Origin of the sequence: Streptomyces sp. Je 1-4 4N24, assembly GCF_026239515.1 — a bacterium.
GTDB lineage: Bacteria > Actinomycetota > Actinomycetes > Streptomycetales > Streptomycetaceae > Streptomyces > Streptomyces nigrescens.
The window spans coordinates 7,022,241-7,037,033 of sequence record NZ_CP110836.1; the positions used below are offsets into that span (position 1 = coordinate 7,022,241).

The 14,793-nt window shown below is 71.9% G+C and carries 14 protein-coding genes; 9 read left to right on the forward strand and 5 right to left on the reverse strand.

Translation table 11 applies throughout. The features are described 5' to 3' along the window. Positions 1-2: 2 nt before the first annotated feature. The gene (gene fabI / locus SLV14N_RS30630) at positions 3-773 is read left to right on the forward strand and encodes an enoyl-ACP reductase FabI (protein WP_042161549.1); all 771 of its coding nucleotides are present in this window, start codon (positions 3-5) and stop codon (positions 771-773) included. A gap of 168 nt (positions 774-941) precedes the next feature. Here fabI and SLV14N_RS30635 read toward each other — a convergent pair whose 3' ends face one another. After that, positions 942-1,622 carry a FadR/GntR family transcriptional regulator gene (locus tag SLV14N_RS30635; protein ID WP_208685339.1) on the reverse strand — a complete coding sequence of 227 codons (681 nt, stop codon included), beginning with the start codon at positions 1,620-1,622 and terminating at the stop codon, positions 942-944. A 142-nt stretch (positions 1,623-1,764) separates the two neighbouring features. On the opposite strand from SLV14N_RS30635, the gene SLV14N_RS30640 reads away from it, so the two are divergent. From SLV14N_RS30640 to SLV14N_RS30655, 4 genes are all read left to right on the forward strand, one after another. Next, positions 1,765-3,087 carry an MFS transporter gene (locus SLV14N_RS30640; protein ID WP_263271863.1) on the forward strand — a complete coding sequence of 441 codons (1,323 nt, stop codon included), beginning with the start codon at positions 1,765-1,767 and terminating at the stop codon, positions 3,085-3,087. Between the two features lie 16 nt (positions 3,088-3,103). After that, a complete protein-coding gene (locus tag SLV14N_RS30645; protein ID WP_254462138.1) occupies positions 3,104-3,220 on the forward strand; it encodes an SGM_5486 family transporter-associated protein in 117 nt (38 codons plus the stop codon). Positions 3,221-3,419: 199 nt separating this feature from the next. After that, positions 3,420-3,632, forward strand: coding sequence for a hypothetical protein (locus SLV14N_RS30650; RefSeq protein ID WP_208685344.1), 213 nt, complete (start codon positions 3,420-3,422; stop codon positions 3,630-3,632). Between the two features lie 84 nt (positions 3,633-3,716). Next, positions 3,717-4,235 (forward strand): histidine phosphatase family protein, encoded by a 519-nt coding sequence (locus tag SLV14N_RS30655; RefSeq protein ID WP_018091766.1) that lies wholly within the window; start codon positions 3,717-3,719, stop codon positions 4,233-4,235. A gap of 161 nt (positions 4,236-4,396) precedes the next feature. Here SLV14N_RS30655 and serB read toward each other — a convergent pair whose 3' ends face one another. Next, positions 4,397-5,641: a phosphoserine phosphatase SerB gene (gene serB / locus SLV14N_RS30660; RefSeq protein ID WP_208685346.1), complete on the reverse strand. Its 1,245-nt coding sequence runs from the start codon at positions 5,639-5,641 to the stop codon at positions 4,397-4,399. A 550-nt stretch (positions 5,642-6,191) separates the two neighbouring features. Between serB and SLV14N_RS30665 the strand changes: the two genes are divergently transcribed. Then, positions 6,192-8,762: an FHA domain-containing protein gene (locus tag SLV14N_RS30665; RefSeq protein ID WP_263271867.1), complete on the forward strand. Its 2,571-nt coding sequence runs from the start codon at positions 6,192-6,194 to the stop codon at positions 8,760-8,762. A 98-nt stretch (positions 8,763-8,860) separates the two neighbouring features. On the opposite strand, the gene SLV14N_RS30670 is transcribed toward SLV14N_RS30665, so the two are convergent. The 3 genes from SLV14N_RS30670 to SLV14N_RS30680 all read right to left on the reverse strand — a co-directional run bounded on the left by SLV14N_RS30670 (position 8,861) and on the right by SLV14N_RS30680 (position 12,185). After that, a complete protein-coding gene (locus tag SLV14N_RS30670; protein WP_208685350.1) occupies positions 8,861-9,622 on the reverse strand; it encodes a transglycosylase SLT domain-containing protein in 762 nt (253 codons plus the stop codon). A gap of 527 nt (positions 9,623-10,149) precedes the next feature. After that, positions 10,150-11,298 (reverse strand): S-adenosylmethionine:tRNA ribosyltransferase-isomerase, encoded by a 1,149-nt coding sequence (locus SLV14N_RS30675; RefSeq protein WP_263271871.1) that lies wholly within the window; start codon positions 11,296-11,298, stop codon positions 10,150-10,152. Further along, positions 11,295-12,185, reverse strand: coding sequence for an SDR family NAD(P)-dependent oxidoreductase (locus tag SLV14N_RS30680; protein WP_317633723.1), 891 nt, complete (start codon positions 12,183-12,185; stop codon positions 11,295-11,297). Before SLV14N_RS30680 ends, SLV14N_RS30675 begins: the two co-directional genes overlap by 4 nt. 162 nt (positions 12,186-12,347) lie before the next feature. Between SLV14N_RS30680 and SLV14N_RS30685 the strand changes: the two genes are divergently transcribed. The 3 genes from SLV14N_RS30685 (at position 12,348) to SLV14N_RS30695 (ending at position 14,662) form a co-directional block, all read left to right on the forward strand. Next, entirely contained in the window at positions 12,348-13,493 is a 1,146-nt protein-coding gene (locus SLV14N_RS30685) for a GAF domain-containing sensor histidine kinase (protein ID WP_208685357.1), read from the forward strand. A gap of 25 nt (positions 13,494-13,518) precedes the next feature. Further along, positions 13,519-14,208, forward strand: coding sequence for a response regulator transcription factor (locus SLV14N_RS30690; protein ID WP_263273327.1), 690 nt, complete (start codon positions 13,519-13,521; stop codon positions 14,206-14,208). Between the two features lie 211 nt (positions 14,209-14,419). Then, a complete protein-coding gene (locus SLV14N_RS30695) occupies positions 14,420-14,662 on the forward strand; it encodes a chaplin (RefSeq protein ID WP_269470891.1) in 243 nt (80 codons plus the stop codon). The last annotated feature ends 131 nt before the right edge of the window (positions 14,663-14,793 follow it).

Here is a 14,793-nt window from a genome sequence, read left to right on the forward strand (position 1 = left end):
GCATGAGTGGAATCCTTGCAGGCAAGCGCATCCTGGTCACGGGTGTTCTGACCGAGTCGTCGATCGCGTTTCAGGCGGCCAAGGTCGCCCAGAACGAGGGCGCCGAGGTCATCCTCACCGGCTTCGGCCGGCTCTCCCTCGTGGAGCGGATCGCCAAGCGGCTGCCCAAGCCCGCCCCGGTCATCGAGCTGGACGTCACCAACCAGGAGCACCTGGACGGTCTGGCCGACAAGATCCGCGAGCACCAGGGCGAGGGCGCCCGCCTCGACGGCATCGTGCACTCCATCGCCTTCGGCCCGCAGGGCGCCTTCAACTTCCTGGAGGCCGAGTGGTCGGACGTCGGCACCGCGGTCCAGGTCTCGGCGTACTCCTACAAGTCGCTGACGATGGCCTGCCTGCCGCTGATGGAGCACGGCGGCGCGGTCGTCGGCCTCACCTTCGACGCGCAGATCGCCTGGCCGAAGTACGACTGGATGGGCGTGGCCAAGGCGGCGCTGGAGAGCACCAACCGCTACCTGGCGCGTGACCTGGGCCCCAAGGGCGTCCGCTGCAACCTGGTCTCGGCCGGCCCCATCAAGTCGATGGCCGCCAAGTCCATCCCGGGCTTCGAGGAGCTGGCGGACGTGTGGAACCACCGCGCCCCGATCGGCTGGGACCTGGCCGACCCGGAGCCGGCCGGCCGTGGTGTCGTCGGCATGCTGTCGGACTTCTTCCCGCGGACGACGGGCGAGATCGTGCACGTCGACGGCGGAGTGCACATGATGGGCGCCTGACGCCCCGCGCTTCCTCCGTACTGCCCGTCCCGGTGTGCCGGGGCGGGCAGTACGCATTGCGCCACGGGAATAGCACCCCCTTGCGCCACGGGAATACCACCCCCGCCCGGCCCGTTGTGGCCCCGCAGGGGGCGCCGGCATCCCCTACGGGAACTGTTCGACCCTCCCTCAGGGCCCCGGTACGGTCAGCCGGCAGCCGAAGGGGTGCGCACTCGCCTCGGCGGCCGCCCGGTCGGCGTCGCCCGCACGGATCGCCTCCACCAGCCGGGCATGGTCCATATGCGCCTCGGGCCGCAGCTCCTCGCCCACATCGGCCCGCAGGAAGTCCCGCAGCACACCCCCGAGGTCGGCGTAGATCTCGGCCAGCACCTCGTTGTGGGAGGCCGACACGATCGCCATGTGCAAGGTCGCGTCCGCCTCCACGAAGGCCTCCGCCGCACCGGACTCCCAGGCCCGCTCGCGCCGCTCCAGCAGGGCGTCGATCTGCCGCAGGTCCTGCGGGGTGCGCCGCTCCGCGGCGAGCCGCGCGGCCGACGCCTCCAGGGCGCTGCGCAGCTCGGCGACGTGTCCGGGCTCGGCCGCCGCGAACCGGCGGTTCATCACCCCGGCCAGTTCACTGGTGGCCACCACGTAGGTGCCCGACCCCTGGCGGATGTCCAGCAGCCCGTTGTGGGCCAGCGCCCGGACGGCCTCGCGGACGGTGTTACGGGCGACCCCGAGCTGCTCGACGAGCGCCGGCTCGGTCGGGATACGGGATCCCACCGGCCACTCACCGGACGTGATCTGGGCGCGCAGCTGCGCGATCACCTGGTCCGCCAGCGCGGACCGGCGGGGAGAGGTCAGAGGCATGGCTGCGCTCCGGGGGGAAGGGGCGGACGGAAGGCGGGGCGGCGCCCGCCGGATCCTGTCGGTTCCCGGCGCCGCCCGAGACAGCAGAGGCTACCGATATCAATTGGACAGGGATTCATCCCATGATTCTATGATGGCGTCTATGGCAGACGACGACCTCGCGACCCTCGGCCCCGCCGCCGGGCCCCGTACGACCTCCACCGACCGGCCGGCCGACGGTCCGCAAGACCCGCAGCCGGGCCCCGGGCATGCCGCCCCGGCGGCCGGGCCGGCCGGCCGCTGGCTGCCGCGCCTGGTGATCGCCGGTCTCGTCCTCGCCGCGCTCAACCTCCGCCCAGCCATCACCAGCCTCGGCGCCCTCCTGGAGGAGGTCCGCGCCGGCCTCGGCATGAGCGGCACCGTCGCCGGGCTGCTGACCTCCGTCCCTGCCCTGTGCTTCGCCGCCTTCGGCATCGCCGCGCCCCGGCTGGCCAGGCGCTGGGGGCCCGGTGCGATCGTCTGCGCCGGAATGGCCGCGATCACCGTGGGCGTCGTGGCGCGCCCGTACCTCGGCGGCACCGGCGGCTTCCTCGCCGCCAGCGCGCTCGCCCTGGCCGGAATTGCGGTCAGCAATGTCCTGATGCCGGTCGTCATCAAGAGCTGGTTCCCCGGCCGGGTCGGTTCGATGACCGGGCTCTACTCCATGGCGCTGGCCCTGGGCACCTCGCTCGCCGCGGCGCTCACCGTCCCCATGACCGAGGCGCTGGGCGGCAGTTGGCGGACCGGCCTGGCGGTGTGGGGGGCGCTCGCCGCGGTCGCCGTGCTGCCCTGGCTCATGGTGGTCCGGCAGCGCCGGGCCCTCGCCGGAGCGGCCACCTCCACCGCGGCCCGGCCCCCGGAGGCCCCGGTACGGATCACCGCGTCACCGACCGCCTGGGCGCTGGCCGTCTTCTTCGGCCTGCAGGCCACGGCCGCGTACATCACCATGGGCTGGATGCCGCAGATCTTCCGCGACGCCGGTGTCTCGGCGGGTACCGCGGGGGTGCTGCTCGCCGTCACGATGGCGATGGGTGTCCCGCTCTCCTTCGTGCTGCCACGGCTGGCGACCCGGATGCGGCACCAGGGCCCGCTCGTGGTGCTGCTCGGCCTCTGCGGCCTGGCCGGCTACACCGGGCTGTGGCTGGCACCGGCCGCCGGCGCCTGGGCCTGGGCGCTGCTGATGGGCATCTCCAACTGCGCCTTCCCGCTGGCCCTGACGATGATCGGGATGCGCTCGACCAGCTCCGCCGGTGTCGTCAAGCTCTCGGCCTTCGCCCAGAGCGTCGGCTATCTGATCTCCATTCCCGGACCGCTGCTGGTCGGCACGCTCTACCAGCACAGCGGCGGCTGGGGGCTGCCGATCGCCCTGATGGCCGGGCTCATGGTGCCGCAGATCGCGGTGGGTGTGCTGGCGGGCCGGGACCGCCGGATCGAGGACGAGGCGTGAGTGCGACACTGGGCCCATGCCAGTGCTCGAACCGAATCCGCAGGGCGGACAGAAGAAGCTGCTCCTCGTCCTGGGCGCCATGCTCGGCGTGACCGTCGTCGTCGCGATCATCGCGAGTGCCATCGCGCCCTAGCCGGACCGTGGCCGGAGCCGCGCGGGGTGGAGGTAGCCCCCGCGTCCCTTAGGGGGCAGGCGTCAGGGGTGAGTGGGTGGCTTCCCGGATTGGAACGGCCGCCGGTGATCCGTAGCGTCGAAGCACACCGCAGACAGCGGTGGGCGCGCCGCCGTCCGCGGCCGGGCGTGCCCGTCGACGCATCACGGAGGCACTCCGCATGTCCGCCGCGTTCCGCCGCCCGCCCGCAGCCAAGGCGTCCCGTCTGCGGACGCGGCTGCCGTGGTGGGCGCCGGCCCTGGCGGTGGTCTGCTTCATAGCCCTGCTGGCGCTCGTCGCCGGCTCCTCCGAGGCGAGCGCCGCGAGCGCCCGGCAGGGCCTGGCCCCGCTGCTGGAACTCCTGGCCGAGCTGGTGCACGGCGGTGCCCGGTGATCAGCCGTGCCCGCGTCCCACCCGGCGGAACGAGCGCTTCAACACCCCGCGCCCCGCGCCGCCTTTCGTGCGAAGCTGGGACGCATGAGCGCCGATACACCCCGCCGGATTGTCCTCCTCCGACACGCCAAGGCCGAATGGTCGGACAGCAGCGACCATGAGCGTCCGCTCGCCGACCGCGGCCGCAAGGATGCCCCGGTCGCCGGCCGCTGGCTGGCCGGAGCCGGGATCACCCCTGATCTGACCCTGTGCTCGACCTCAGTGCGTACCCGCGAGACCTGGAAGCTCGCCGTCCATGAACTCCCGCAGCGGCCCAAGACCGTCTATGAGGAGCGGATCTACGAAGCCTCCCTCGGCGAGCTCATCGCGCTGCTGAACGAGACCTCCGACGAGGTGAACGACCTGATGCTGGTCGGGCACAACCCCGGTGTGCACGCCCTCGCCGACGCACTCTCGGGCGAGGCCGACGGTGATCTGCTGCCGCGGATGAACCGCAGCGGCTTCCCGACCGCCTCGGTGGCCGTGCTGACCTTCAACGGCTCCTGGAAGTCGGTCGAGCACGGCGTCGGACGACTGGTCGCGTACTGGACGCCGCACGAGTGATCCCGGCGCCTCCGCCCGCCCGGTGCGTGCGGGGAGCGGAGACGACGAGGGCCCCGGCAGCGGTTCTGCCGGGGCCCTCGGCCGTGCAAGGACGGCGTCTCGTCAGGCATGCCGACCGCGTGGCCGGGTGGCCGTGCCGGTGCCGGCACGGCCGGCGCGGGTCACTCGTGGGTGTCGGCCGCCTCGACCTCGTCGCGGGTGATGCCCAGCAGATACAGCACGGTGTCCAGGAACGGCACGTTCACGGCGGTGTGCGCCGCCTCCCGGACCACCGGCTTGGCGTTGAAGGCGACACCGAGCCCGGCCGCGTTCAGCATGTCGAGGTCGTTGGCGCCGTCCCCGATCGCCACGGTCTGCGCGAGCGGTACCCCCGCCTGCTGCGCGAATTCCCGCAGCAGCCTGGCCTTCCCGGCCCGGTCCACGATGGGGCCGGTGACCCGGCCGGTGAGCTTGCCGTCGACGATCTCCAGGGTGTTGGCGGAGGCGAAGTCCAGCCCCAGCTCTTCCTTGAGCGCATCGGTGACCTGGGTGAAGCCCCCCGAGACGACGCCGACTTGGTAGCCGAGCCGCTTGAGGGTCCGTACCAGGGTGCGTGCCCCGGGGGTGAGCCGCACCTCCTTGCGCACGGCCTCGACCACGGAGGCGTCGAGCCCGCCGAGCAGCTCGACCCGGGCGTGCAGCGACTGCTCGAAGTCCAGCTCACCGCGCATCGCGGCGGTGGTGACCTCGGCGACCTCGGCCTCACAGCCGGCGTGCGCCGCGAACAGCTCGATGACCTCGTCCTGGATGAGCGTCGAGTCGACGTCCATGACGACCAGCCGCTGCGCCCGGCGCTGCAGCCCGGCCGCCACCACGGCGACATCCACTCCGAGCTGGGCGGCCTCGGGCGCCAGCACACTGCGCAGCGCCTCGGTCGCCGCACCGGAGACCGCGAACTCGACGGCGGTCACCGGATACTTGGCAAGCCGGAAAATACGGTCGATGTTGCCGCCGGTGGCCGTTATGGCGGCGGCGATCGCGGCGGCGGACTCGGCGGTGAGCGGATGCCCCAGCACGGTGACGTGCGAACGTCCGGTGCCGCGCGGGCGGTTGTCACCCCGGCCGGAGATGATCTCCGCCTGGAGGTTCAGCGACTCGGCCCAGCTGTGCACGGTGGCCCGCAGGTCGCCCTCGGAGGAGCCGGTGGCGCCCTGGGCGGGGGAGGGGGCGGTGACCAGTGCGCACAGCGTGATGCGTCCCCGGGTCACCACCTGTTCGATGTCCACGACATCGACGGAGTAGGCAGCGAGGGTGTCGAAGAGACCTGCGGTGATGCCGGGACGGTCCTTCCCGAAGATCTTGACGAGCAGGGTCGGTACGTCATCGCCCGGTACGGCGGTGGCAGGCGGGATCTGCGATGCGCTCATGGTGCCCTTACGGTAACCGCCGGGCGGCCGCGTCCGTACGGGTGTCCGGGGTTCGGACCGGCGCGGCCCCGTGCCCTCGGGCCCGCACCCCGTCGCTCCCGGCCCCGGTCGCCGCCGTCGATCGTTATGGAGTCGTGTCCGGCCCGTCCCGGACCGTTGGCCGGGGCATCCGCCCGGTATGCCAACGCCCCTGCCGGACCGGAGCGTTCGGCAGGCTCACGGAGCGCGACCGCGGCGGGCAGCGCCGCCGGTCGGGTATTCATCCGCTTCATCCCATAATGCGGCCTCCGGAGCGGACGTGCATGACGTACTCGGCGGGCGCTGCACGCGCCCGCGGTACCCGGTCGGTCCGGAACACCCGGAATCCGGTGATCCCTGCCCATGCATGGGTTCTTCCCGTGCTCCGGGAGCGTTTGGCGGCACCGGCGCGGGCCCCGTACACCCCGGTCCCGTCCCGGTTTCCGGTCGGTGGGCCAAGCCTGAAATAGTTCCTCACGATGTTCGCCATCCCTAGACTTCCCATACAGGGCGTCACTCGGGGGACTATGTAATGGGGCATGGAGTGCCTGAACTCGTACTCGAATTGAACGGAAGGACCTGGACGCTCGACCCGTCCCGGTCCTACAACGTGGGCCGTGATCCGCAGGGCGACATGGTGCTCGACGACGCCAGGGTCTCCTGGCGGCACGCCACCGTGAGATGGGCCGGCCGCGGCTGGATCATCGAAGACCAGGGCAGCACCAACGGCACGTACGTCCAGGGCCAGCGGATCCACCAGATGGAGATCGGCCCCGGCTCGACCGTGCATCTGGGCAATGCCACCGACGGCCCGCGGGTGACCCTGTCGGCCCCGGCCGCCGACGCCTTCAGCGCGCGGCCCGCGATGGCGCCGCAGCAGCAGGCCGCGCAGGGCTGGCAGGCGCCCCCCGCACACCAGGCGCCGGCCCACCAGCCGCCCGCCCAGCAGGGCTGGCAGGCACCGCCGCAGGGGCAGCAGCCGCCCTACGTCCCGCCCCAGCAGGCACAGCCGCAGCAGCAGCAGGCCGTGCCGCAGCAGCAGGCCCGGCCGCCACAGGAGCGCCCCGCGCAGAAGGCGGGCGGCGGACCGGTCCACGGTGACCGCAGCCCGACCACCTTCCACCGCCTCGACACGGGCCGGGTGATGCGTATCGGCCGTGCGCTGGAGAACGAGCTGGTCGTCTCCGACCTCCAGGTCTCCCGCCACCACGCCGAGTTCCGCGCCACCCCCGACGGCCGCTTCGAGATCCGCGACCTGGGCAGCCACAACGGCACCTATGTCAACGGCCAGCCGGTCACCAAGTCCGGTACGGCGGTGATCGGCCCGAACGACATCATCGGTGTCGGTCACTCCACCTTCCGGCTGGTCGGCGACCGCCTGGAGGAGTTCGTCGACACCGGCGAGGTCTCCTTCTCGGCCCGCCATCTGACCGTCACCGTCGACGGCGGCAAGCAGATCCTCAAGGACGTCTCCTTCGGCGTCCCCGAGAAGTCGCTGATCGCGGTCATCGGCCCCTCGGGCTCCGGCAAGTCGACCCTGCTCAAGGCGCTGACCGGCTACCGGCCCGCCAACCAGGGCGATGTCCTCTACGACAACCGGAACCTCTACAAGCAGTTCGCCGAACTGCGCCAGCGCATCGGTCTGGTCCCGCAGGACGACATCCTGCACAAGGAACTGACCGTCCAAAAGGCGCTCCGCTACGCCGCCAAGCTCCGCTTCCCCGGCGACACCGCGGAGTCCGAGCGCGAGGCCCGGATCGACGAGGTGCTGCGCGAGCTCAAGCTCGACATCCACAAGGACAAGCGGGTCACCTCGCTCTCCGGCGGTCAGCGCAAGCGGGTGTCGGTGGCCCTGGAGCTGCTCACCAAGCCGTCACTGATCTTCCTGGACGAGCCGACCTCCGGACTCGACCCGGGCATGGACCGCGATGTCATGCAGCTGCTGCGCGGCCTCGCCGACGACGGCCGTACGGTCCTGGTCGTCACACACTCGGTGGCCGAACTCGGGCTGTGCGACAAGCTGCTGGTGATGGCCCCGGGCGGTGGCGTGGCCTACTTCGGCCCGCCCGAGGAAGCGCTCAACTTCTTCCAGTACGACACCTGGGCGGATGTCTTCTCGGCGTTCGAGAACTACCGCGACTACGACTGGATGGGGCGCTGGCGCGGCTCCCCGCACTACCAGATGTACGCCGCCGACATCGACGCCGTCGCCCCGCAGTCGGTCAACGTCCAGGCGCCGCCGGCCCGGATACAGAAGTCCCAGAGCTGGGGCTCGCAGCTGTGGACGCTGATGCGCCGCTATGTCTCGGTGCTCGCCTCCGACCGCGGTTTCCTCGGGCTGATGCTGATCCTGCCCGCGGTGCTCGGTGTGGTCTCGATGCTGATCCCCAGCGATTACGGCCTCGGCTACGGGCCGCTGAACAGACACCGCACCAACCGCGACGCGAGCACGATCATGCTGATCCTCGCGGTCGGAATGTGCTTCTCGGGCGCCGCCAACTCGGTCCGTGAGCTCATCAAGGAGCGGGTCATCTATGAGCGCGAACGGGCCACCGGCCTGTCGCGGTCGGCGTATCTGATGTCCAAGGTGATCGTGCTCGGCGTGGTCACGGCCATCCAGGGCGTGATCATCGCGGCGATAGGTTTCTCGACCCGGAACATGCCCGACGAGGGCCTGCTGGTGGAAAACGTCCCGGCGATCGAGATGGCGCTGGCGATCATCGCGCTCGGCTTCACCTCGATGATGTTCGGCCTGATCATCTCCGCGCTGGTCAAGACCGCCGAGAAGACCATGCCGCTGCTGGTCATGTTCGCCATCGTCCAGGTCGTCTTCACCGGTGTGCTCTTCCAGCTCTTCGACACGGTGGGCGTCGCGCAGTTCGCCTGGCTGATGCCGTCGCGCTGGGCCGTCGGCGCGATGGGCGCGACCGCCGACATGAACACCCTGCTGCCGTGGGAGCCGGGCAACCCGGACCCGCTGTGGAAGCACCAGACCGGTGTCTATGTGATGGACATGATCATCCTGATCGCGCTGGGCATCGCGCTCGCCTTCGTCGTCGCGCGGCTGCTGCGCCGCCACGAGCCGGAGGTCATGCGCAAGTAGCGCCGCGCTCCGCACCGGCACGCCCGAGGGGCGGCACCCGAACCGGGTGCCGCCCCTCGGCGGTGTGCGCACGTCCGCGGACTGCGTGAACCGTCGGCTCAGTAGGCCGAGTTGACGTTGTCCATCGAGCCGTACCGGTCGGCCGCGTAGTTGCAGGCGGCGGTGATGTTGGCGACCGGGTCGTAGGCGTTCCAGGAGGTGCCTTCGACGTGGTACGCCTTGAAGGTCGGCGCGATGACCTGGAGCAGGCCCTTGGACGGGGTGCCGTTGATGGCGTTGATGTCCCAGTTGTTGATGGCCATCGGGTTACCGCTGGACTCCCGCATGATGTTGCGGTGGATGCCCTCGTAGGAACCGGGGATGCCCTTCTTGGCCATGATGTCCAGCGACTCGCGGATCCAGCCGTCCAGGTTGTCCGGGTAGACCTTGGCGGCGGGCTTGGCGGCCGGCTTCGGGGCGGCGGCGGGGATCGCGGTGCGCACCTCGGAGCGGTTCGCGGCGGCCTTCGCCGCGCGCGCCTTCTCGGCCTTGGCCTTCGCCGCGGCGGCGGCCTTGGCCTTGGCGGCCTTCTCGGCGGCGGCCTTCTTGGCGGCCGCGGCCTCGGCCTTGCCCTTGGCGGCGGAGGCGTCGGCCTGCTGGCTGATCGTGGCCTGCTGGGTCTTGGCGGCGGTGTCGACGGCGCTGAAGGCGACCGGCTTCACGTTCTCGACCGCGGTGGCCTGGCTCTTGCCCTGGCCGGCGTCGCCACCCGGAACGAGGCTGAAGACCAGAGCGGCGGCACCGGCGGCGGCGACACCGGCGGCGGAGAGCTTGTGGGTCCGGGTCAGACGGTGGAGACCAGAAGTGGCGTGCTGAGGCATGGCGGGACAGACCTTCCGATGGGGGGACGTCGCACGGGCCTTGAGCGGGGCGAACGCCGAGTTCCGACCACGGCGCCGAGCGACGGGAGCCATTCTTAGCGGCCGGAAATTCCCCCGGCAAAGGTGTGACGTACGATCCGAGTTAGTGGAACCACAGTGCGAAATATTCCGTCCCGGATAGAAGCGCCCCAGCTCACGCCATATTTACGGCACCACTACCCCGGCTCGTAAGTGACCTGCGTCCTATGCGCGGCGTCACAGTGGCGGGGGGTTTGTCTCGCCGGACGTAATTGCAAATGCACAGTCTGTATACATCGGAATGCGACGGTGAATCGACCGAGGGCCTTTCCGGTCAAATCGGGCATTCCGTATTCCGGTGCCGGGCAGCCCCCGGGCCTCACCGCGCGCGCCGTCCCGCTCAAGGGCCTGGCCAAGGGCCTGCTCCACCACCTCCGCCGCCGCCCTGATCCCGCGGAGTGGGCGGGCGTCCGGCGCTTCGTCGGGCCCGGCGGCGCCCAGCCCGGAACTCAGTCCGGCAGCACCAGATGCAGATCGCCGAATTCATGCCACAGGTAGCGCCCCCGCACCGCCGCCGCGTAGGCGCGCCGCAGCGCCTCCCCGTCCGCCGTCACCGACGCGACCGCCTCCAGCATCAGCAGATGGGACGCGGTGGGCTCGTGCAGCCCGGTGAGCAGACCGTCCACCGCCCGCACCCCGCGCTCCGGCGTCACCACCAGATCCGTCCAGCCGGCCGCGGCCCGCACCCGCCCGTCCGCACCGGCCGCCGACTCCAGGGCCCGTACGGCCGTGGTCCCCACCGCCACGATCCGCCCGGACGGGGCACTCCCCGCCGCACGCTGCCGCCGCGCCGCCGCCCGGCGCCGGGCCCGTACGGCGTTCACCAGCCACGCCGTGACCGGCGGCACCACGAAGCGCTCCGGGTACGGCGGCTCGAACGCCTCCGCCGAGGCGACCCCCGTGTGCAGCGCGACCGGCGCGAACTGCACCCCCCTGCTCACCAGCCGCGCCACCAGCTCCGGGGTGAAGGGGCGGGCGGCACTCGGCATCTCCGCGCTGCCGCCGCCGGGCGCGTCCACCGCGAACACCGTCTGGTACGCGGCCAGCGGCTGGTCCCGTTCCGTGTAGCCGTAGCGGATCGGACGCCCGTGGCGCCGCATCAGCTCCGTCGCCCGCGCGCCCGTCACCCGTGCCCACCACAGCCGTACGCTGCCGGGGTCCACCGGGCCCTCCAGGACCAGCCGCGCCCCGCCGGGCAGCCGCACCACGGTGCCCGCCGGGCCGCCCGCCCGCGGCCGGGTGCTGCCGTGCCCGTCCGGGCTGCGCAGCTCCACCGCCCAGCGTCCGGCCACCGCCCGGCCCGCCGGATGCCACCGGTCCGCCCGGGTCGAGAAGTGCACCACCACCGGCTCACCGCGCCCCCGGCCGTCGCCGACCCGGCCGTCCACCGCCGCCGGCAGGGTCCGCGAGGTGTTCACCACCAGGACGTCCCCGGCCGCCAGGAGGTCCGGCAGGTCCCCGAAGGCGTGATGGCCGACCTCGGCCGTGCCCCGGCTCACCAACAGCCGGACGGCGTCCCGGCCCACACCGGGCCCCCGCTGCTCGGCCGGAACCCGGGCCGACAGCTCGTCCGGGACCTGCAACAGGTCCGCGATCACCGGACGCTCCCCTCGCCGGTCGTGGCCGCCACGGACGCCGCCGTGTACCGCCCGCTGGGGGCGGCACCGTCCAGCAGCCGCAGCAGCCCCGGGACCACGGTTTCCGGCAGCGGGCGCCCCGACGTGTCGTCGTCCGGGACGGCGGCCGCGTACAGATCGGTCCGCATGTCGCCCGGGTCCACCCACCACACCCGCAGTCCCGGTTCCTCGGCCGCGAGCACCGCCGACTGCTGGTCCAGTGCGGCCTTTGCCGCCCCGTAGCCGCCCCAGGTCGGATAGGCCTCCACGGCCGCGTCCGAGCTGATGTTGAGAATCACCCCACCTGTCCCGATATAAGGGGACGAATCGGACGATCCGGCATTTCGGGCATTCTTGGTGTAGGGGTGCGAATCGTATGCCTCGTCATTGCCGTCACCGCCGTCGTGAAAAGTACGCTCCGCATGCACCGCAAATTTCTCATACGACGGCAAATAGGAGGACATAAGCAAAAGCGGCAAAGCCTCCTGAATAAGCCCCAGCGGCGCCACCACATTCACCTCCAGCGCCGCCCGCAGCCCGTCCAGCGGATGGTCCGCCAGCCGCACCAGCGGCTCGGCCCCCAGCACGCTCGCGTTGTTCACCAGCAGATCGAGCCCGCCCAGCTCGCCGGCCGCCGCCACCAGCGCCGCCCGGTGCCCGGCATCCGCCACGTCCCCGGGCAGTGCCACCACCCGTGCCGCGGCCCCGCGCCCCGCTCCCTGTCCCGCTGCGCGCAGCTCCCGCGCCGCCTCCTCCAGCGGCCCCGCCGACCTGGCGTCCACCACCAGATCCCAGCCACGTCCGGCCAGCGCCGCCGCAAGCGCCCGGCCCAGCCCCTTCGATGCCCCAGTGATGATCGCCACCGGCATGATCACGTCCCCTTCCGGCCCGGACCGTAGGAACGCCACCAGCCCCCGGACGTCGGCCGCCGGACCGGCCGTGGCCAGGGCATTCGGCCTAGGCCGGGGGGCTTAGGCACCAGCCGTCATCGGACCGATACGGGCTGGTCGCCCCGCCGGTACGGTGAGCCCATGACCAACGGACCGGGAGCGGGGATCCCCGCGGTGAGCACCGCGATCCTGGCGATGAGCAGGCACCTGGAGGTGCGCGACGTCCTCAAGACGATCGTGGCCTCGGCCCGCGAGCTGCTGGACGCCGAGTACGCCGCCCTGGGAGTGCCCGACGACCACGGCGGCTTCGCCCAGTTCGTGGTGGACGGCGTCAGCGCCGAGCAGTGGAAGGCCATCGGCCCGCTGCCCCGCCAGCACGGCATCCTCGCCGCGATGCTGCACAACGCCACCCCCGAGCGGCTCGCCGATGTCCGCGAGGACCCGCGCTTCGGCGGCTGGCCCGCGGCCCACCCGGACATGTCCGACTTCCTCGGCCTGCCGGTCGCCGACGGTGACGAGATCCTCGGCGCCCTCTTCCTGGCCAACAAGCGCTGCCCCAAGCCGGCCGGAGGCTGCGGTTTCACCGAGGAGGACGAGCGGCTGCTCGGGATACTCGCCCAGCACGCCGCCATCGCCCTGACCAACGCCCGCCTCTACGAACGCAGCCGCGAGCTGACCATCGCCGGGGAGCGCGCCCGGCTCGCCCACGAGCTGCACGACGCGGTCGCCCAGAAGCTCTTCTCGCTCCGCCTTACCGCCCAGGCCGCCACCGCCCTGGTCGACCGTGACCCGGCCCGCGCCAAGGACGAGCTGCACCAGGTCGCCGCGCTGGCCGCGGAGGCCGCCGACGAACTGCGGGCCGCCGTCATTGAACTGCGCCCCGCGGCCCTGGACGAGGACGGCCTGGTCGCCACCCTGCGCTCACAGGCCCAGGTCCTGGACCGCGCCCACTCCGCACAGGTCACCTTCGCGGCCCACAGCGTCCGGGCGCTGCCCGCCGCCCAGGAGGAGGCCGTGCTCCGGGTCGCCCAGGAGGCGCTGCACAATGCTCTGCGGCACTCCGGTGCCAAGACCGTCGAGGTGACCCTGACCCGCAACGGCCAGGGCGCACTGCTGCGGATCGCCGACGACGGCTGCGGTTTCGACCCCCGCGCGGTCCGCCGGGCCGGCCGTCATCTCGGCCTGGTCTCGATGCACGACCGCGCCGGTGGCGTCGGCGGAAAGCTCACCGTGGAGTCGGAGCCCGGCAAGGGCACCGCTGTCGAGATGGAGGTGCCCGGTGGCTGAGAGGGACAGGGACGGTGCGACGGGGATCCCCGCGGAGGTCGGCAGAGGACGCCCGGGCCGGCGGCCGACGGGCGAAGGCCGGGCCATCCGCGTACTGCTCGTCGACGATCACCAGGTCGTGCGCCGCGGACTGCGGACGTTCCTGGAGGTCCAGGAGGACATCGAGGTGGTGGGCGAGGCCTCCGACGGGGCCGAGGGCATCGCCGCCGCCGAGGAGCTGCGCCCGGATGTCGTCCTGATGGACGTGAAGATGCCCGGCATGGACGGTATCGAGGCGCTCCGCACACTGCGCGAACTGGACAACCCCGCCCGGGTGCTGGTCGTGACCAGCTTCACCGAACAGCGCACCGTCGTCCCGGCGCTGCGCGCGGGCGCGGCCGGCTATGTCTACAAGGACATCGATCCGGAGGCGCTGGCCGGTGCCATCCGCTCCGTTCACGCGGGCCATGTCCTGCTGCAGCCGGAGGTGGCCGGTGCGCTGCTCGCCCAGGAGGAGAACAACGGCGGCCAGGGGCGCGGTACGTCACTGACCGACCGGGAGCGCGAGGTCCTCGGGCTGATCGCGGACGGCCGCTCCAACCGCGAGATCGCCCGCGCGCTGGTGCTGTCCGAGAAGACCGTCAAGACCCATGTCTCCAACATCCTCATGAAGCTCGACCTCGCCGACCGCACACAGGCCGCGCTGTGGGCCGTACGGCACGGCATCGGGGCCTGACCGCCATACGGGAGCGCCGCTCGGAACCGCGGCGCCCCTGTACAACCGCGGCGCTCCCGTACAACGACAGCAACCGGAATGTCGTCTTCAGATCCGAGATTCATACTGTCGTGTAGCCGTAGCCCGTTTGGCGTATCCCTTCTCGGGCCGGGCCGTTGTCCAGTGCAGTCGTGGCGGCTGGCCACGGCAACGGCAACGAGGAGCTAGAGAAGTGAAGAACATCAAGCGCGCAATGGCCGTCACGGTGGCGGCGAGCGGTCTCGCCCTGGCGGGCGCCGGTGTCGCCTCGGCGCACACCCCGCAGGCGCAGGGCGCCGCGGTGACCTCCCCGGGCATCGTCTCCGGCAACAACGTCCAGGCCCCGGTGCACGTCCCGGTGAACGCCTGCGGCACCACCGCCACCGTCATCGGTGCGCTCAACCCCACCTTCGGCGCCCCCTGCCTCAACCCCTGAGCACGGGCCTGCCCGCAGGATCCGCCTGACCCGCGCGACGCCACGGTCCGCGCGGGTCGCCGCGGACCGGCCCACCGGCCTTCGGACGCGCGGCCGGTCCCCTCCCTCCGCCACCGTCATTCCGGCTTCGT